This is a genomic window from Candidatus Limnocylindrales bacterium (assembly GCA_035626395.1).
GTDB lineage: Bacteria > Desulfobacterota > Binatia > UBA1149 > CAITLU01 > DASPNH01.
The window spans coordinates 113808-131297 of the sequence record DASPNR010000042.1; the positions used below are offsets into that span (position 1 = coordinate 113808).

A 17490-nucleotide genomic window follows, 5' to 3' on the forward strand; every position below is an offset into this window, starting at 1 on the left:
CGGAGCGGGTCTCGGGCCCAGACAGAAAAACGGCTGCAAATGCACGACGGCCCGCGAGGAGACCTCGCGGGCCGTCGTTTCGATCCGGTGCGGATCGCCGGCGGCTATTCGTCCGGCGGCAGGTCCGGGCAGACCAGAGGCACCGGCAGGCCGACCGCGTGCCGGAGGTCGTCCAGTGCGTCGTCGGAGAAGATCACGCCGCTGCTGTCGACGTCGCAGACGCACAGCGGGCACTGCACCAGCTCCACGACCGTGTTCAGAATGTGCTGCGAATCCACGGCGGTGACGCGCTCGAAGTCCTCGCGCGGGTTGCCGCACTCGGCCGGACACACGCACGTCTCCGCGTCGTGCAGGCACTGGCCGTTGATCAGGTTGCAGCTGTCCGCGGTGCACTCGATGCCGTCATTGCAGTCGGCCGCCGTATCGCAGCCGCACTCGCAGCTGGAGGTGCAGGTGAGCGAGCCGCCGCAGGTGTTCGTCGGAGCATCCGGATCGCACTCCTCGCCGTCGTCCACCACACCATTGCCGCAGCCGGCGGCGCGTTGGGCCACGTTCACGATCGCCACGACCAGGCTCTTGCAGTCGCGCGAGTCATCCATGCCGTCGACCTCGATATCGTAGTCGCCGGACTCGCCGAACGCGCTCGTGATGTGGAACGTGTGGATGTCCCACAGCGCGCCGTTGTCGGCGCGGCTGTTCTCCGCGTCCGGCACGCTCTTGCCGTCCCAGCGGCTCCCGGAGTCCGGGATGATGGCCGTGCCCTCGTTCGACGAGAAGACCAGTTCGTCGTCGTCCTGGCCGGGACCGAAGTTCTGGCCATCGGCGACGTGCATTTCGACGGAAACCGGCCCTGCGCCGTAGTGGATGTCCTGGAGCAGGAAGTGCCAGCCGGCCGTGTCGGTGTCGGTGCAGATTGCGCCGCAGTCCTCGTCGTCGTCGCAGGCCGGATTGCACTGGCCGTCATTGTCTTCGCAATTCGGGTCGCAGTCGTCGTCCTCGCCATCGCACTCTTCGTCGCACTGGCCGTCGTCGTCGTCGCACGGCTGCTCGTCGCAGTCGTCGTCGTCGGCGCACTGCTCATTGCACACGCCGTCGTCGTCGTCGCAGACCTCGTCGCAATCGTCGTCGTGGTCCTGACCCTTGCAGTCCTCGTTGCAGATGCCGTCGTCGTCGTCGCAGTCTTCGTCGCAATCGTCGTCGTCGGCGCACTGCGGATTGCAGATGCCGTCGTCGTCGTCGCATGAGTTCGTGCAGTTGTCGTCTTCTCCTGCGCAGTTCGGCTCGCAGACGCCGTCATCGTCATCGCACTCCTCGCAGTCCTCGTCGTTCACGCAGACCGGGTTGCAGATGCCGTCATCGTCGTCGCACGCGGTGTCGCAGTCGTCGTCGTCGGCGCAGTTCGGGTTGCATACGCCGTCATCGTCGTCGCACGTGTTCGCGCAGTCGTCGTCGTTCTTGCAGCGCGGGTTGCAGATGTCGTCCTTGGGATTGCACGACATGTGGCAATCCTTGTCGTGCGGGCATTCCTCGTTGCACACGCCGTCGTTGTCGTCGCACTCTTCGCAATCGTCGTCGTTGTGGCAGCGGGGATTGCAGATGCCGTCGTGCGGGCTGCAGCTCTGGTTGCAGTCGTCGTCATCGTCGCAGTCGGGGTTGCAATCGCCGTCGTCGTCGTCGCAGTCCTCGTCGTCGCAATCGTCGTCGTGCGCGCACTGCTCGTCGCAGACGCCGTCGTTCGGATCGCAGGCTGGGTCGCAGTCCGCGTCGTGGTCGCAGTCCTCGTTGCACTCGCCGTCGTTGTCGTCGCAATCCTCGTCGTCGCAGTCGTCGTCGTGCTTGCAGTTCGGATTGCAGTAGCCGTCGTGCGGGTTGCAGCTCCCGTGGCACTCGCGATCGTCTTCGCAGTGCGGATTGCAGTCGCCGTTGTGGCTGTCGCAGTTCTGGTGGCACTGCGCCTCGTTGTCGTTGTCCTCGGTGTCGCCGTCGCAGTCCTCGTCGCCCTGAACCTTGCAGCGGCACTGCTCGGACGTGTCGTTTGCCGCTGCCGCGCCGGCATCATTGCCGCCGTCGACCGGGCAGTCGAAACCCTGCGGATTATCGGCGTCGTTGCCTTCGAAGATGATGAAGTCGCGGTCGTTGATCGGGTTGCCGTCGTTGAACGTCACGACGAGAGAGGCGCCATTGCCCTCGTGCCCCGCCTTCGCCGCAAGCCCGCCGATCGAGTAGCTGCCGTTGCCGTCGACCAGATTCGTCACGTCCGCGAAGTACGCGCGGCTCGAACCGGCGCCCCAGCAGTTGGAGGAAGTGTCGCCGATGGAGGTGCCGACGACCGGCTGTCCTGCGAACAGGATCGTCGCGTTGTCATACACACCGTCGCCGCCTTCCTCGATGAGATCGACGCCGTGCCAGTAGAGGTAGGCCTTGCGAACCGTTCCGCTGACGCCGGTCAGATTGATGCTGGCCGTCTCATTGCCGATGCCGCCTACACCAGCCGAGACGAGGTCGACGGACTGTTCGGTGCGAGCGAATGTGACGGGTGTGGCCGCGGCCACCGTCGCGTAGCTGGTCAAAATTAGGCAAACGAGTGCGCCGAGTCCGTTCTTGAAGCGAACCATCGCGAAATCCTCCTTTCGAGATCGAGGGCGCTCGCGGCGCAGGATGCTGTTCGCGAGTCCCGATGCAGGGCGAGCCTGCTTATGAATCAATGTTGAGCGACGGTAGAAACCTAGCAATAAGGTTCACACGCGTTCGCCACCCGGACGGAGGCCCGGAACGAAGACAAATGTTGCTTTTCTACAAGTGCGCGTGCAGCGACGCCCGATTCGTCACGAGCGGCGAACCGGCGTCGCGAAGCGAAGAAAGCTCCGAGCGAAGTGGTGCGAACAGCACATCGGGGAATTCCGTACCTGCGGCAAATACCCTGTCGAGCAGGTCGAGGTTGTTGCCGAGCAGCTTCGCGTTGTACCGGGCGGGTGCCGCGCGGAAGGAGAGGCCGTCGACCAACTCGGCTTCGACGAGCGTCGCGCCTGCTTCGACGGCCAGCGCATTGGCTACCTGCATGCGAAGGTAGGTTCCCGCCATCTGCCGCAACAGCGGCTCGAGCGACGTGACGTCCGACAACGGCGAAACGACGGGTTCTTCTCCTGCGCACGCCGCCTCGAGTCTTTGCATCCATTCCCGTACGCGTTCAGGCCCACGGTTGATCCAATCGTGCCCCGTCGGGTCCCGTCTGATCTGGTTGAGCTGCCCGTAGAACGCGAAATCGCACTGATGAGGTGAAGCACCGGTGATGAACAGCGATCGCGCGAGCGCGTGATCGAGTGCGTCGAGAATGCGCGGAAAGGTTGCGTACCAGGTCTCCGCGTTCTCCGGCGTAGCCCCCATTTTCGGCAATGTCGCAATGATGCTGGGCGGGAAGTCGCGTGCGGCCGTCTGAAAATCGAGTCCGTAGACACCGTGGGTCATGTTGGCCGCGATGATCGCGGCATTCTGGGCGGCGTCAGCCGGATGGTACCAGCGCGAGCTCAGCATGATCCGAACGAGCCACTCATCGGCGTAGTCCTCGAGCAGCATCGCCAGGCAATCGACGACCGGCTGCTTCCAACGCGTGGGCGGTGTGGGTGCGGCCTCCTCCAGATGGGCAGCAATCGTCGTCGAGTCGTTGATCGCGCGGTCGTCGGGAGTGATGACGACGGGCACCATCGTCTTGCCCGTGCGTGCCTGGAGCACGGTGAAGCGCGTTTCTCCGTTCTCGATGCGCTCGTCGAAAGGGAGACGCTTGTAGCGGAGCAGCGCGCGGATCTTATCCGAGTACGGGCTGTTCTGCATCGTGTAGAGGGTGTAGGTGCCGCTCATCGCGGCCGGTTTTGTAGACCTGCGGCTGCGGGGTTACAACGACGGGAAGCGGAGGGGTGGCCGAGTGGTTGAAGGCGCCGGTCTTGAAAACCGGAGACTCCTGACGGGGTCCGGGGGTTCGAATCCCTCCCCCTCCGCCATCCAAAGCGTGCGTTGTTGCAGGCTCGTGTGGCGCGGACGCGGCTAGCGGCGCCTCCGCTACGTTGGATGGCTCGCCGCTCGCTCTGGCTGGCCTCCAGCCCGCCGCCGCTCGCTTCTCGCCATCCGCCTTGCGGCTGCACCACTATCCGCGCCCGCGGTCGGTGCGGGCAGGGTTGCAGTGGTCTGGGGCGCGGACGCGGCTAGCGGCGCATCCGCTGCGTTGATGGCTCGCCGCTCGCTCTGGCGGGCCTCCAGCCCGCCGCCGCGCTTCTCGCCATCCGCCTTGCGGCTGCACCACTATCCGCGCCCGCGGTCGGTGCGGGCAGGGTTGCAGTGGTCTGGGGCGCGGACCCGCCGGCGAGCGCGGATCGTGAGGCTCCCTGGCTGCTAACAGCAGCGTAAGCGGTTCATCCAATGCGTGGCTGCACGGTTTTGGCGTTCGAGGAAGAGGGTTGCGCGAAGGAAAAAGAAACGGCGGCCTGTGGGGGACTACAGGCCGCCGTAGAAGCTTGCGTGTTGGGGGGACGCAAGCTGTAGCCCGGGCTTCAGGGTGGGGGACCAAAGCCCGGACCGCGGGGACTAGTGCAGGCGGTCAGGCCGCCGTGCCAGCTCTCTCCTCGTAGGCGAGGTCGTCCAGACTGATGTGCTCGACACCATTCCAGTCCTCGCTCTCGTCGCCCGAGGAAAATCCAAGGTCGGAGTCCTGATCCAGGTCCACATCCACGTCGATTTCGGACTCGAGGCCAGTCCGCTCGAGGCCGTCGAGGTCGATCGGCGCGGGGAAGGGGCTGCGGCCGTTCTGACGGCTGGACTTGTCGCCGGTCAGCTCGCGGCGCTTCAGCTCGGCGTCCTTCCAGCCAAGTAGGCGTCCGCGCAGGCATTCGGCGTCGATACCGAGCGTGTCGCAGATGACGCGGAACGAGAACGGATAGTCCCAGCAATCCTCGGCGATCCATTCTTCGGCTTCGGCGCAGATCTTCTTGTACTTGCGGCGAGTCGCGCCCACGTTCTTGTAGAAGCAGCGGATGCCGTCTTTGAGGACGGCGTACATGAGAGCTCGTTCGGGCCCCATGCCGTCATCCGCCTGCTGGCGGAGGAAGTATTGCTCCGGAAGCGTGAGGTCAGGGGCCAGGTAATCCATCAAGGAAGGCGTCAGGATGAAGTTGCCGCCATAGGGGTTGGCCTCGCGACGGTGCGTCGGAGTGGTGGTCTTGATCATCGAGTCGCCGGTCTGATTCTGCATGGGTGTAATCCCTCCGGCCTTGTCAGTAACAAGAAGCGTGCCGGCAGTGTCCGCCCTGGGACATGTCTCAGGTTGAAGCGCCTGCAAGCCGGCTTCGCCGCCTCCATTGCGCCTCACGGTCTTCGTCCGAACCGTCAACAAAGCGTCGATCACGCTGAAATCGTTACTTTTTTATCGGCATCAAAAATGACGGCGAAGTCCGCAGTCTAGCTGCAAAATCCACCATGTTGCGCTCGCTGGGACAGCCGCGGGAGAAGGCCCGGCAAGTCTGGTCCAGCCGTGCGGCCCTGCAATAGGCACCCATTGCATTGCAGACACGCGACTATCCCGGAGCCCGACACCCCCGAGCAGCCGGAGTTTCAACCTTCGTCACCGTCGGCGGTTTGACTCATCTCACGTGGGAAGACTATAGGACGTGCAGCGTCGTTCATTTTTTTGAGTTGGAGGGACCTTGGCGGGAGTCGTTGAAGAGAAGAAGCTCAGCCGCAAGGAACGCGAGCTTCAGTTTCGCCTCAATCTCGTGCTGGATGCGGCGGAGGAGATTTTCGCCGACACGTCCTTTGCGGGCGCTTCGGTCGAGGACATCGCTCAGCGAGCCGAGATCTCGGTCGGCACGCTGTACAATTTGTTTCGCTCCAAAGAGGACTTGTACCGGGCGATGGTCTCACGCGCCCAGAACATGTTCTTCGACCGGATGGTCGAGCGTCTGGACGAAGCGCGGGGACCTCGCGACAAGATCGTCGCGTCGGTCTCGTACTACTTCGAGCACTTCCACCGCTACGCCCGCCATTTCCGCCTCTACATGTCGGCCACCAACGGCTTTCAGTGGGAGCTGCGCAACAAGCTGGTCGGTGAGGCGCTGGAGCGCCAGAACCAGTTCGTCCGCCGCATCACCGATGTCTGCCAGGAGGGGCTCGACAAGGGCATCTTCAAGCGCGGCGTTTCGGCGGAGCTGCTGGCGGCGGTCATCCTCGGTGTACCGCATCCGTTCCTGAACGCCTGGCTGGAGCGAGAGAACATCGACTTGATGAGCCTGCTTCCGCACGCGTTGACCATCGTCGATCGCATTCTCGGCACCGACGAACACTAGAGAGGTCGCCTCCGGCGACGACCCGAGGACGCCGGCGGACCGGCGCCGTCGGGCGCGCGTCCCGCCTCCACGGCCTGCGGACAGGCTGTTACGGCGGGTTGAGGCGGCGCGGCGGACGGGACATCCTAGGCGACCTTTGAACGGAGAGGTGACCGAGAGGCCGAAGGTGCTCGCCTGCTAAGCGAGTGTGGGAGCTTTAAACTTCCACCGAGGGTTCGAATCCCTCCCTCTCCGCCATTAGAATACGGACGGCGCCGCCGCCGGACTCCAATCGAACCGAGGAAAGACGGCTTGAAACAGCGAACCCTCGCCCGTTGGGGCCTTGCCGGTCTTCTGTTGGTGGCGGGCTGTTCAGCGTCCCAGGACCACGAGATGTTGCCGGGTTCGCGCCGTACGGGCACGTCGGACGCTCCGGCCTTCTTCTCCCAATCGACCGACTACGGCTACAGGTACGCGCATAACTGGGTGAACCGTCCCTGCTTCACCATCGACCTGCCGGGACATAACTGGAAGCTGCAGTCGGCCACTCCGGATTTCGTCATGTGGAACCGTGGCGACCACACGCTCAAGGTCTACCTGACCGACAACCGCGTTTCGGCTTTTGCCGTTGCCGGCATGGATGCCGAGCAGGCGCTGCGCGCGTTCATCGGCTTCGAGCTCGACTACATCAAGCCCAAGTTTGATCACGACTACTCGCCGCCGCCGATCATCAACGTCGGCGCCAACGGCATGTATGCGCTGTGGCAATGGGAAGGCCGCGGCGGCCGCCGCGCCGGCGTCGGCCGCGCGCAGCCTGCCGACCAGCGACACACCATCATCAGCCTCTGGATCGATCCGTTTGTGCTCAGCTTCGACTGGGCCACCGCCAACATCACCAAGCCCGACACCAGCATTGAGGTCCAGGAGATCCTGGAGACGCTGCAGTTCTATCCGGAGTGCTTCGCCTCCATGCGCAGCGGCGAGACGTGGGTGGCGCCGCCCGAGGAAGAGCCGGTGATGTCGCCGCCGGATGCGCTGCCGTCGACCGACGATGCCGGCACCGCGCCGCCATCGCTGCCGCCGCCGTCTCCGATGCCGAGCACACCACCGCCGAGCACGTACCAGAACTACTGACGCCCGCATCGGGGTCAGGTCTTGCATCTGAGCATTTGAGACATGGCCGCGCAGGCGGAGCGGAAGTTGCGCCTCTGCTCCTCCGTCGTTATAAACCGGCGTCTTTCTTACGCGCCCGTAGCTCAATGGATAGAGCACCAGACTACGGATCTGGGGGTTACAAGTTCGACTCTTGTCGGGCGCGCTCTCTTTCTTCCCACGAATAATCCCGCAGCTTGGGCGTCTGCTCCTCGACCATCGGGGGCGTTGACAGCGTCGCTGCCGGCGGCACAGTGGAAATGCGGCGTTGACGCGCTGCTGGAGATTTCGAGCATGATTGCACTCCGTCCAAGTGGCGCGACGCTCGCCGTCGCGATGACGTTTCTGATCGCGGGCCTCATCAGCCCGGCGCAGGCCGCCGATCCCAAGCTCGATGCCGCCAACGAGCAGGTCGCGGCCGCCATCGCGAATCTCGAGTCCACCGATCTTCCCGACACAAAGGGACAGCGCTGCCGCAAGCAGGCCGACAAGGCCGTACGGCAGCTGAAAAAAGCTCAGGCGACCATTGCCAAGGCGAAGGCCTGCCAGGACGGCACGGCACCGGCTGAGAAATCGAACAGGAAAGGGCGCCGCGCGCGATAGCCACGCGCCGCGCCGCGAGCCCGCCCGATCAGGAGCCCATCATGCAAAGCATCAACATCTTTCTGACGCTCCTCCCATCGCTTCTCGCGCTGACGCTGGTCGTCGCTCCGGCAAGTGCGGAGAAGGGCGGCAAGGGCGCGGACAAGCACGCCGAGAAGCAGCGTCAGAAGGCTCAGCACGAGCATCAGAAGCGCGAGCAGAAGCTGGATCACGAATACCAGAAGCGCGAGCACAAGGCCGAGCACGAGTATCAGAAACGCGAGCAGAAGGCCGAGCACGAGTACATGAAGCGCGAGCAGAAGGCGGCCAAATTCCGCGACGACCAGCGCTCGCGCGTGGTCAGCTACTACCGCGAGCGCTACGCCGACGGCCGCGACTGCCCGCCAGGCCTGCGCAAGAAGAACAACGGCTGCCAGCCGCCCGGACATGCCAAGCGCTACTCGGTCGGCCGTGCACTCAGCGGCGACGTCTCGCTGTATCCGCTGCCGCAGGATCTGATCGTCGGCCTGTCGCCGCCGCCTCCCGGCTTCGCCTACGGCTTCATCGACGGAGACGTGGTGCTGTACGAGGTGCCGACGCGAGTCGTCGTCGACGTCGTCGTCGTGCCGTTCTGACCCGGCCGGCAGCCGAGGATCCCGCGACGGCGTCCGAGGATCCCGGGACGACGTGCCTTCCCTGACGAGGCTGGTATACACGCGCCGATGAAGGCGCCCGACTTCGTGTACCAGGATCCGTTCCCGCTCGGCCAGGACACCACCGAGTATCGTCTGCTCACGCACGAGTTCGTCTCGCAGTCGCAGCTCGACGGCGAGCCGGTGCTCAAGGTCGAGCCGGAGGCGCTCAGCTACCTTGCGCACCAGGCGCTGCGCGACTGCTCGTTCCTGCTGCGCGAAAAGCACCTCCGACAGGTCGCGGCCATCCTCGAGGACGGGCAGGCCTCCGACAACGACCGCTACGTGGCGCTGACGATGCTGCGCAACGCCGAGGTAGCCGCGGAAGGCATCCTGCCGTTTTGCCAGGACACCGGCACCGCCACGATCATCGGCAAGAAAGGGCAGCGCGTCTGGACCGGCGCCGACGATGCCGAGCATCTGTCGCGCGGCGTCTACCGCACCTACGCGGAGGAAAACCTGCGCTACTCGCAGAACGCGCCGCTCGACATGTTCCAGGAGGTCAACACCGGGACCAATCTGCCGGCGCAGATCGACCTGTATGCCACGCCCGGAGACAGCTACGACTTCCTCTTCGTGGCCAAGGGCGGCGGCTCGGCCAACAAGACGTTCCTGTTCCAGGAGACGCGCGCGCTGCTGACGCCCGAGGGCCTGGCGCGGTTCTTCGAAGACAAGGTTCGCATGCTCGGCACCGCGGCGTGCCCGCCGTACCACCTCGTCTTCGTCATCGGCGGAACCTCGGCGGAGGCGTGTCTGAAGACGGTCAAGCTCGCGTCGGCCAAATACCTCGACTCACTGCCGACCACCGGCAACGAGCATGGCCGCGCCTTCCGCGACCTCGAGGTCGAAAAGCTCGTCCTCGACATCGCGCAGCGCTCGGGCATCGGCGCGCAGTTCGGAGGCAAGTACTTCGCGCTCGACGTGCGCGTGGTGCGTCTGCCGCGTCACGGTGCCTCCTGCCCGGTGGGCGTGGGCGTGTCGTGCTCGGCGGATCGCAACATCAAGGGCCGCATCGACGCGCGAGGCGTCTGGCTCGAGCGTTTGGAGACGAATCCGGGCCGCTTCATCCCCGAGCACCTTCGCGTCATCAAGGAAGAAGGCACCGTCGCCATCGACCTCGACCGGCCGATGAAGGAAGTCCTGGCGCAACTGACCCGCCATCCGGTCACGACGCGCCTGTCGCTCACAGGAACGCTGATCGTCGCGCGCGACATCGCGCACGCCAGGCTCAAGGAGCGGCTCGACCGCGGCGAGGATCTGCCTTCCTACTTCAAAGACCATCCGATCTACTACGCGGGTCCGGCCAAGACGCCCAAGGGTATGCCGTCGGGATCGTTCGGGCCGACCACCGCCGGACGCATGGATTCCTACGTCGATGCGTTCCAGCGCTGCGGCGCCTCGCTGGTCATGCTGGCCAAGGGCAATCGCAGTCCGGCGGTGACCGAGGCGTGCAGGAAGCATGGGGGCTTCTACCTCGGCTCCATCGGCGGCCCGGCCGCCATCCTGGCCAAGGAGAACATCAAGAAGGTGGAGGTGGTCGACTTCGCCGAGCTCGGGATGGAGGCGGTCTGGAAGATCCAGGTCGAGGACTTTCCCGCGTTCATTCTCATCGATGACAAGGGCAACGACTTCTTCCGCTGCCAGCCGCAGGCCGTTCCCAAGCCGTCCTGAAAACCGATTCCGGCCGCGAAGACGGCAACTTTCGCGGCGCGTCGGCGTCTAACCGTGAATCACGCACTGCTCCACCTCGGAAGGGGAGCGGGCAAGGACGATCGGCCGGGGCGCTTGGAGCCAATGGTGCCGGCCCTCGGTTCCTGGCATTCAGGAGGATGTAAGAGGAGATGAAGCGCTGCAGTCGATTCGCGCGCATGGCCGCCGCCGGCATCGCTCTGTTTGCATCGCTGTCGGTCGGTGCCTGCGACCAGACGCGTGCGGAGCCCGCGGCTCGACATGAAGCTGCCGTGGCGGCAGCCGCTCCAAGGACGGACCGCATGAAAGAGTTCAAGAAGCCTTCCGATCAAGAGCTGAAGTCCCAGCTCGACCCGCTTCAGTACAAGGTCACGCAGCACGAAGGCACAGAGCCGCCGTTCCGCAACGAGTATTGGGACAACAAGCAGGACGGGATCTACGTCGACGTGGTTTCGGGCGAACCGCTGTTCAGCTCGCTCGACAAGTTCGATTCGGGCACGGGCTGGCCGAGCTTCACCAAGCCGCTGGAGCCGGCCAACATCACCGAGAACACCGACTACAAGCTGCTCTACCCGCGCACCGAAATCCGCTCCAAGCACGCCGACTCGCATCTCGGCCACGTCTTCAACGACGGGCCTGCGCCCACGGGCCTGCGCTACTGCATGAACTCGGCGGCGCTGCGCTTCATTCCCGTCGAGAAGCTCGAAGAGGAGGGCTACGCCGAGTACCTGCCGCTGTTCGGCAAGACGGCTAGCGCCGGCGCCTCGGCGGCAACCGCCGCGGGTGATGCTGCCCCGGCCGCCTCAGCCGCGGCCAGCGCCGGCGGCAAGAGCGCCGCCTACGACGGCGAGTACGAGATCGCCACGGTCGCCGGCGGATGTTTCTGGGGTGTCGAGGAGCTCGTCCGGGCGCTGCCGGGCGTGGTGGAGACCGACGTCGGCTACACCGGCGGCACCGTTCCCAACGCCACCTATCGCAATCACGAGGGCCACGCCGAGGCGGTGCGGATCAAGTTCGATCCGAACAAGATCAGCTACGAGGAGATTCTGCGCTTCTTCTTCCGCCTGCACGACCCGACCACCAGGAACCGCCAGGGCAACGACATCGGCACCTCCTATCGGTCGGCGATCTTCTACCACGACGAGCGCCAGCGAGAGATCGCCGAGCGCGTCAAGAAGGAAGTGGACGCGTCGGGCAAGTGGAAGAACCCCGTGGTCACGGAGATCACCGCGGCCAGCGACTGGTGGACGGCCGAGGAGTACCACCAGGACTACCTGCAAAAGAACCCGGGCGGATACACCTGCCACTGGGTCAGGGACTGAGCGAGCAGCAACGGCCATGCTCGCCGGCGCGCGATCAACGCGCGCGCCGCTCCATCATCCAGCGTCGTTTCTCCAGCACGGCATCCACGTCGGCATCGAGCTCGGCCAGTCCCTGCTCGAGAGTGACGTCCTTTCGCACCATGCGCTCGGTGTGCAGCGTGATCTTGGAGGCGATGCGCTCCCACTCCGGGATCTTCGGCGTGGGCACCACGTGCTCGAGCTGGCGACGGAACGCGTCGGCCCTGGCATCGCCGGCAAGCACCGGGTCGCTCCATGCGCTGCGCCGTGCGGGCAGGCTGCCGCTGGCACGGTAGAACTGTGCCTGCTGGGCCGGCTCCGCCAGGAACTCGAGCAGCTTCCAGGCCTGCTCCTTGCGCCTGCTGCTTGCGGCGATGCCGAGGCTGGCACCGCCTGCGAGCGAGATTGCGGGGGTGGCCGGATGCGGCGCCGGCATCGGAGCCGTCGACCATGCCTCGCTCAGCGCCGCGGGCAGGCGCTTCTCGAGCTCACGCAGGTTCCAGGGGCCGGTGATGAAGAACGTGAAGTAGCCGGCGGCGAATTCCTGGTACAGGTTGGCGATCTGCGCCGCGGCGCGCTGCGGCGCCAGGCCTTCCTCGTAGAGCGCGAGGTAGAACGCCATCGCGTCCTTCGTCTCGGCGCTGGAGAAGTTGCCGCGGCCGTCGTGGTCGCGCAGCAGGCGGGCACCGCGCTGCAGCGCCAGGATGACGGGCGTCTGCCATTCATCGACGGGAAGGAAGATCGCATAGGAGGAGGCGCCGGCACTGGCCCGCACCCGCCTCATCGCATCGAGCCACTGCCCCCACGTCGCCGGCGGCCCCGATACGCCGGAGCGTTGCAGCAGGTCGCGGCGGTAGAAGAGCAGGCGCGTGTCCACGTACCACGGCAGCGACCACAGCCGGCCCTCCACCACGTTGGTGTCCAGGATCCCGGCAAAGAAATCGTCGCGCGCCACCGACGCCGACGTTGCCGAGCGGTCATCGAGCGGCTCCAGAGCACCGAGCGCGACCATCTCGGGAATCCAGGTGTTCCCGATCTGGAAAACGTCGGGCATCGTGCCGCCGACGTACGCCGTCAGCAGCTTCTCGTGCGCCGCGCTCCAGGGCAGGCGCTGCACGCGCACGTCGATGTCGGGATGGCGCTGCCGGAACGCGGGCAGCATCGCCTCCACGACCTCCCCCTCGCTGCCCATCGCCCACAGCTCGACCGCACCGGCGCGCGAGCCGTCGGCGCAGCCGACGAGGATGGTTGCAGCCGCCGTCACTACGCAGCAAAGGGCGCGGCCGGCGCTGCAGAAGGAGCGACAGGAACGCATGTGCCGATTAGAGCCGCCGGCGGCACGCCGCACAATGTTCCGCCGCACATGGGTACGCTCCCACCGTGTAACGAGCGGCAAGGTCCGCGCCCGCCGACCTGTCGGCCGTTGCGCGTTCGATCCGCCGCGCTGCCCGGCGCACTCTGTCGCGATGCGTCGCGTGATTGCCGTTGTCGTGCTGACCAGTCTCGGCTTCCTTGCCTGCACGATGGCGACGGACCTGAAGCCGCCGCCGCCGGCATCCTCCGACCCCGCTTCGCTGTACGCCGAGCACTACGAGGACGGCGAGTTCTTCAATCCCTGGAACCGCTTCGACTACGATTTCACGCGCTTCGTCCGAATGGTCTTCAGCCGCAACCCGTTCGACGACGGGCACGAGCCGCAGATTCCGTTTCATGCGAACGACGGCGCCGAGCTGTCGGGCGTGCAGAGCTCGACAAAAATCACGTGGGTCGGCCACGCCACTGCCGCCATCCACGATGGCGACGACGTCGTGCTCACCGATCCCAACTGGGCGCCGCGCATGCTCGTGGTGCGGCGGCATCATCCGCCCGGAATTCCGCTCGAAGCCGTGCCAGCGGATGCGATGGCGGTCATCTCGCACAATCACAACGATCACCTCGACGCCGGCACCGTCGACCGACTGCCGGACACGGTGAAATGGTTCGTGCCCATGGGCATGGCCGAGTGGTTCCGCGAGCGCGGCCGAAACAACGTCGTGGAGCTGGACTGGTGGCAGAGCGCGCGCCACGGCCGCTGGACCATGACATGCCTGCCGGCGCAGCACTGGTCGCGGCGGGTCGGACAGGGCTTCAACGAGGCGCTGTGGTGCTCGTGGCTGATGGATTCAGGGACGATGCGCTACTACTTCGGCGGCGATACCGGCTATTTCCACGGCTTTGCCGAATACGGACGGCGCTTCGGTCCCATCGACGTCGCGCTGCTACCCATCGGCGCCTACGAGCCTCGCTGGTTCATGGGCTACCAGCACGTCAACCCGGCCGAGGCATATCGCGCGTTCCGCGATCTGCGCGCGCGTTACATGATTCCAGTCCACTGGGGCACCTTCGATCTGGCGATGGAGGCGCTCGATCAGCCGCCGAAGGAACTGATGACGGCCGTCGCCGAAGACGGAGGCGATCCGCGCCAGATCCGCATCCTCGGGATCGGCGAAGGCTGGCACGTTCCGCCTCGCGGAGCGCCGGACCCCAAACCCGAGTAGGACCGCCAACCAGGCCGGGTCCGCCGATGGTTTCGTGCCGCTGCTGGCGCGATTTCCGCCGTGCTCGCTCCGTACGAAACTGTACGCGCGCGCACCGCCTGGTGCCGGCGCGGTGGTTTCTCTCGCCAATTCTTCCTTAGAAATGCCTAAGCGCAGAAACCGCGGTCGTGGCCCGTGCTTTGCACGATGGGTGTCGACACACCTTCTGGCGTGTCGAATCGTCGGAGAACGAGCGACGTTTTTGCCATGGCTGATCGAATGCGCGAACGAATGGAAACCGCTGCGGCCCCGGTGAGCAAAGCCGCCCGCGGCCTCTCCCTCACGCACACCACGGCGGCGCTGGTCGTCATCTCGCTGACGTTGGGAGGCATGCTCGCGCACCGGCTGTCGCTGTTCACGGACACGTGGAGCCCCGACAGCTTCGGCGTCATCGCACGGCTGTCGGTGTTCCTGTCTTTCCTGTTCGCGGTGTGGTGGCGCGCGCCGTGGCCCGCAATGCTCTCGATTCTGGGGCTGCTCTACGTGCTCGGCGGCGCGGCCGTCGATCCGCTCAGCGTGCCGGCGCTTGCCACGGTGGCGATCGCGGTGATCACCGGCGGCATGCTCGATCGGCTTCAGAAGGCACAGGTGGCCGTGACGGGCGCCGACGGGGTCGATGCGGAAGGTTGGCCGATCCTGCTGTCGGGTGCGCGCCTGGTACAGCTCGAGCGCGAGAACGAGCGCCTGCTCGCGCACAACCGTGAGCTGATCGGCCGCAATCGCGAGCTCGAAGATTTCACCTACACCGCCTCTCATGACCTCAAGTCGCCGCTTCGCGCCATCCACGGCTTCGGCCAGGCGCTGATCGACGAATACGCCGGCGCGCTGGACGCGCACGGCGTCAACTACGTGCAGCGCATGCAGACGGCCGCACACCGCCTCGAGGACACGGTGGATGCGCTGCTCGAGCTGTCGCGTGTGGCGCAGTGCTCGCTTTCGAAAGCCGAGGTCGACGTGGCGCACCTGGCGCGCGAGATCGTCGCCGATCTGTCGGCCGGCGAGCGCGACCGACAGGTGGAGCTGCGCGTGCCCGAGAGTCTGGTCGTGGTCGGAGATCCGGCGCTCATCCGCATCGTGATCACCAACATCCTCGCCAACGCCTGGAAGTTCACGCGGCGGCGCCCCGATGCTCGCATCGAGATCGGCCGCTCGCAGACGGCGCGCGGCCCGGCCATCTATGTCCGCGACAACGGCATCGGCTTCGATTCCAAGCAGGCGGGCGACATCTTCCGCCCCTTCGAGCGCCTGCACGCTTCGCATGAGTTCGAAGGCAGCGGAATCGGCCTGGCCACCGTCGAGCGGATCGTCCTTCGCCACGGCGGCTCGGTCTGGGCCGAGGGCCATCCCGGCCGCGGCGCGGCCATCTTCCTGCAACTGGAGCCGTAGCCGGTCTCGCGCCGAGCGGGTGAGGATGTTAGTCGTCGGCCGGCATGACTGCTGAGCGACGCATCGCCCTGCTCTGGCTGCTCGGTCCGGCGCTTGCCGTCATCCTCCTGTTCTTCGTGGTTCCGGTCCTGGCCTCGCTGGCGCTGAGCCTGACCGACTTCGACATCTACGCTCTGGCCGACGCTTCGGCGCTGCGCCTGGTGTGGCTGCGCAACTACACCGACCTCCTGTCCGACCCTTTGTTCTGGCGCGCATTGCGAAACACCCTCTACTTCGTCGTGGTCGGAGGGCCCCTTTCGATCGCCGTGTCGCTGGCGGCGGCGCTTCTGGTGCACTCGCGGCTGCTCTACGCGAAGGCCTTCTTCCGCACGGTCTTCTTCCTGCCGGTGACGACCACCATCGTCGCCGTCGCGGTGGTGTGGCGTTATCTGTACCACCCCCGCTTCGGGCTGCTGAACCAGGCGCTGGCCGCGATCGGCATCGAGCCGGTGGACTGGCTGGGCGATCCGCGCTGGTCGATGCCGGCCATCATCCTGATGTCGGTGTGGAAGGGCTTCGGCTTCAACATGATCGTGTTCCTGGCCGGGCTGCAAAGCGTGCCCGTGCGGCTCTACGAAGCTGCCAGCCTCGACGGCGCCGGCGCCTGGCGCCAGTTCCGTCACGTGACGCTGCCGATGCTGGCCCCCACCATCGTATTCGTGACGATGCTGACGGCCATCGGATACTTCCAGCTGTTTGCCGAGCCCTACGTGATGACGCAGGGCGGCCCGGCCGGCAGCACGCGCAGCGTGGTGCTGCTGATGTACGAGGAAGGCTTCCGGTGGTGGAACATCGGGCGCGCCGCGGCCATCGCGTTCGTGCTGTTCGGCATCATTCTCGTCGCGACGCTGCTGCAGCTGCGGCTTCGCCGCGCCGCCGATGCAGGAGCGATCGCATGAGCCGACGCTCCTTGCTCTGGCGTGTGGCGTTGCACGCGGCCGCGCTGACGGCGGCGGCGCTGACGCTGCTGCCGCTGGTGTGGATGATCGGCGCTTCGCTGATGCCGGCAGGCGAGGCCACCTCCGTGCCGCCGCGGCTGGTTCCGAGCAAGCCCACCCTGGAGCATTACAGCGTCCTGCTGCAGCGCCTCGACCTCATGCGCTACCTCTTCTCGAGCGCGACCATCGCCGCCGGCGCCACCGCGCTGGCCGTCACGCTCAACTCGATGGCCGGCTATGCGATGGCCAAGCTCCCGTTCCATGGCCGCGAGCGATTGCAGCGCGTGATGCTGGCGGCGCTGGTGATACCGGGACAGGTCGGAATGCTGCCGCTGTTCCTCATGCTGCGCGAGATGGGTCTGATCAACACGTACTGGGGCGTCATGGTGCCGAGCATGGCCAGCATCTTCGGCATCTTCCTGGTGCGCCAGTACGCGCTGTCGATTCCCGATGCGCTGCTGGATGCCGCACGCGTGGACGGCGCGGGGGAGCTGCGGGTATTCTTCAGCATCGCGCTGCCTCTATGCCGGCCGATCCTCGTGACCCTGGCCGTGGCCACGTTCATGGGCGCATGGAACGACTTCCTGTGGCCGCTGATCGTTCTGACCGACGACCGCCGCTACACGCTGCCGGTGGCGCTGGCCAATCTGTTCGGGGAGCACGTGCAGGACACCGAGCTCATGATGGCCGGCGCGGTGGTGACGATCGTGCCGGTGATGCTCGTCTTTCTGGCCCTGCAGCGTTACTACATCGCCGGCATGACGGCCGGCAGCCTCAAGGGCTGATCC

14 protein-coding genes and 3 tRNA genes are annotated in these 17490 nt (G+C 65.8%); 13 read left to right on the top strand and 4 right to left on the bottom strand.

Annotated features, from left to right (window positions below):
- Nucleotides 1-104 precede the first annotated feature (104 nt).
- Together VEC57_16285 and VEC57_16290 are read right to left on the bottom strand one after the other, a co-directional pair.
- Nucleotides 105-2615: a hypothetical protein gene (locus tag VEC57_16285; GenBank protein ID HYC00695.1), complete on the bottom strand. Its 2511-nt coding sequence runs from the start codon at nt 2613-2615 to the stop codon at nt 105-107.
- A 178-nt stretch (nt 2616-2793) separates the two neighbouring features.
- Nucleotides 2794-3855 carry a glutathione S-transferase gene (locus VEC57_16290; GenBank protein HYC00696.1) on the bottom strand — a complete coding sequence of 354 codons (1062 nt, stop codon included), beginning with the start codon at nt 3853-3855 and terminating at the stop codon, nt 2794-2796.
- Nucleotides 3856-3905: 50 nt separating this feature from the next.
- Between VEC57_16290 and VEC57_16295 the strand changes: the two genes are divergently transcribed.
- Nucleotides 3906-3995 (top strand) — tRNA-Ser (locus VEC57_16295).
- A 593-nt stretch (nt 3996-4588) separates the two neighbouring features.
- Here VEC57_16295 and VEC57_16300 read toward each other — a convergent pair.
- Nucleotides 4589-5392 carry a hypothetical protein gene (locus VEC57_16300; GenBank protein HYC00697.1) on the bottom strand — a complete coding sequence of 268 codons (804 nt, stop codon included), beginning with the start codon at nt 5390-5392 and terminating at the stop codon, nt 4589-4591.
- A 298-nt stretch (nt 5393-5690) separates the two neighbouring features.
- On the opposite strand from VEC57_16300, the gene VEC57_16305 reads away from it, so the two are divergent.
- The 8 genes from VEC57_16305 (at nt 5691) to VEC57_16340 (ending at nt 11745) form a co-directional block, all read left to right on the top strand.
- Nucleotides 5691-6329 (top strand): TetR/AcrR family transcriptional regulator, encoded by a 639-nt coding sequence (locus tag VEC57_16305; GenBank protein ID HYC00698.1) that lies wholly within the window; start codon nt 5691-5693, stop codon nt 6327-6329.
- Between the two features lie 142 nt (nt 6330-6471).
- Nucleotides 6472-6566 (top strand) — tRNA-Ser (locus VEC57_16310).
- Nucleotides 6567-6620: 54 nt separating this feature from the next.
- Nucleotides 6621-7442 carry a hypothetical protein gene (locus VEC57_16315; GenBank protein ID HYC00699.1) on the top strand — a complete coding sequence of 274 codons (822 nt, stop codon included), beginning with the start codon at nt 6621-6623 and terminating at the stop codon, nt 7440-7442.
- Between the two features lie 111 nt (nt 7443-7553).
- Nucleotides 7554-7626, top strand: a tRNA-Arg gene (locus VEC57_16320).
- A 62-nt stretch (nt 7627-7688) separates the two neighbouring features.
- On the top strand, nt 7689-8063 hold the full coding sequence (locus VEC57_16325) for a hypothetical protein (protein HYC00700.1): 375 nt from the start codon (nt 7689-7691) through the stop codon (nt 8061-8063).
- A gap of 41 nt (nt 8064-8104) precedes the next feature.
- On the top strand, nt 8105-8677 hold the full coding sequence (locus VEC57_16330; protein HYC00701.1) for a hypothetical protein: 573 nt from the start codon (nt 8105-8107) through the stop codon (nt 8675-8677).
- 87 nt (nt 8678-8764) lie between these two features.
- Complete coding sequence (locus tag VEC57_16335; GenBank protein ID HYC00702.1) at nt 8765-10405, top strand: fumarate hydratase; 1641 nt, start codon at nt 8765-8767, stop codon at nt 10403-10405.
- A gap of 320 nt (nt 10406-10725) precedes the next feature.
- Nucleotides 10726-11745, top strand: coding sequence for a bifunctional methionine sulfoxide reductase B/A protein (locus tag VEC57_16340; GenBank protein ID HYC00703.1), 1020 nt, complete (start codon nt 10726-10728; stop codon nt 11743-11745).
- A gap of 34 nt (nt 11746-11779) precedes the next feature.
- Here the strand turns inward: VEC57_16340 and VEC57_16345 are convergent, their stop codons facing one another.
- Nucleotides 11780-13027, bottom strand: coding sequence for a sugar ABC transporter substrate-binding protein (locus VEC57_16345; protein ID HYC00704.1), 1248 nt, complete (start codon nt 13025-13027; stop codon nt 11780-11782).
- A gap of 211 nt (nt 13028-13238) precedes the next feature.
- Between VEC57_16345 and VEC57_16350 the strand changes: the two genes are divergently transcribed.
- From VEC57_16350 to VEC57_16365, 4 genes are all read left to right on the top strand, one after another.
- Nucleotides 13239-14300, top strand: coding sequence for an MBL fold metallo-hydrolase (locus VEC57_16350; GenBank protein ID HYC00705.1), 1062 nt, complete (start codon nt 13239-13241; stop codon nt 14298-14300).
- A 291-nt stretch (nt 14301-14591) separates the two neighbouring features.
- The gene (locus tag VEC57_16355) at nt 14592-15725 is read left to right on the top strand and encodes an ATP-binding protein (GenBank protein HYC00706.1); all 1134 of its coding nucleotides are present in this window, start codon (nt 14592-14594) and stop codon (nt 15723-15725) included.
- 44 nt (nt 15726-15769) lie between these two features.
- Nucleotides 15770-16663, top strand: coding sequence for a sugar ABC transporter permease (locus tag VEC57_16360; protein HYC00707.1), 894 nt, complete (start codon nt 15770-15772; stop codon nt 16661-16663).
- Nucleotides 16660-17487 carry a carbohydrate ABC transporter permease gene (locus VEC57_16365; protein HYC00708.1) on the top strand — a complete coding sequence of 276 codons (828 nt, stop codon included), beginning with the start codon at nt 16660-16662 and terminating at the stop codon, nt 17485-17487. The genes VEC57_16360 and VEC57_16365 overlap by 4 nt, the downstream gene beginning before the upstream one ends.
- The last annotated feature ends 3 nt before the right edge of the window (nt 17488-17490 follow it).

Bases quoted from the DNA above. Each gene is read 5' to 3' on its own strand.
- VEC57_16330 (HYC00701.1), top strand. From the start codon at position 8,105: ATGCAAAGCATCAACATCTTTCTGACGCTCCTCCCATCGCTTCTCGCG.
- VEC57_16340 (HYC00703.1), top strand. From the start codon at position 10,726: ATGAAAGAGTTCAAGAAGCCTTCCGATCAAGAGCTGAAGTCCCAGCTC.
- VEC57_16360 (HYC00707.1), top strand. From the start codon at position 15,770: ATGACTGCTGAGCGACGCATCGCCCTGCTCTGGCTGCTCGGTCCGGCG.
- VEC57_16335 (HYC00702.1), top strand. From the start codon at position 8,765: ATGAAGGCGCCCGACTTCGTGTACCAGGATCCGTTCCCGCTCGGCCAG.
- VEC57_16285 (HYC00695.1), bottom strand. From the start codon at position 2,615: ATGGTTCGCTTCAAGAACGGACTCGGCGCACTCGTTTGCCTAATTTTG.
- VEC57_16290 (HYC00696.1), bottom strand. From the start codon at position 3,855: ATGAGCGGCACCTACACCCTCTACACGATGCAGAACAGCCCGTACTCG.
- VEC57_16365 (HYC00708.1), top strand. From the start codon at position 16,660: ATGAGCCGACGCTCCTTGCTCTGGCGTGTGGCGTTGCACGCGGCCGCG.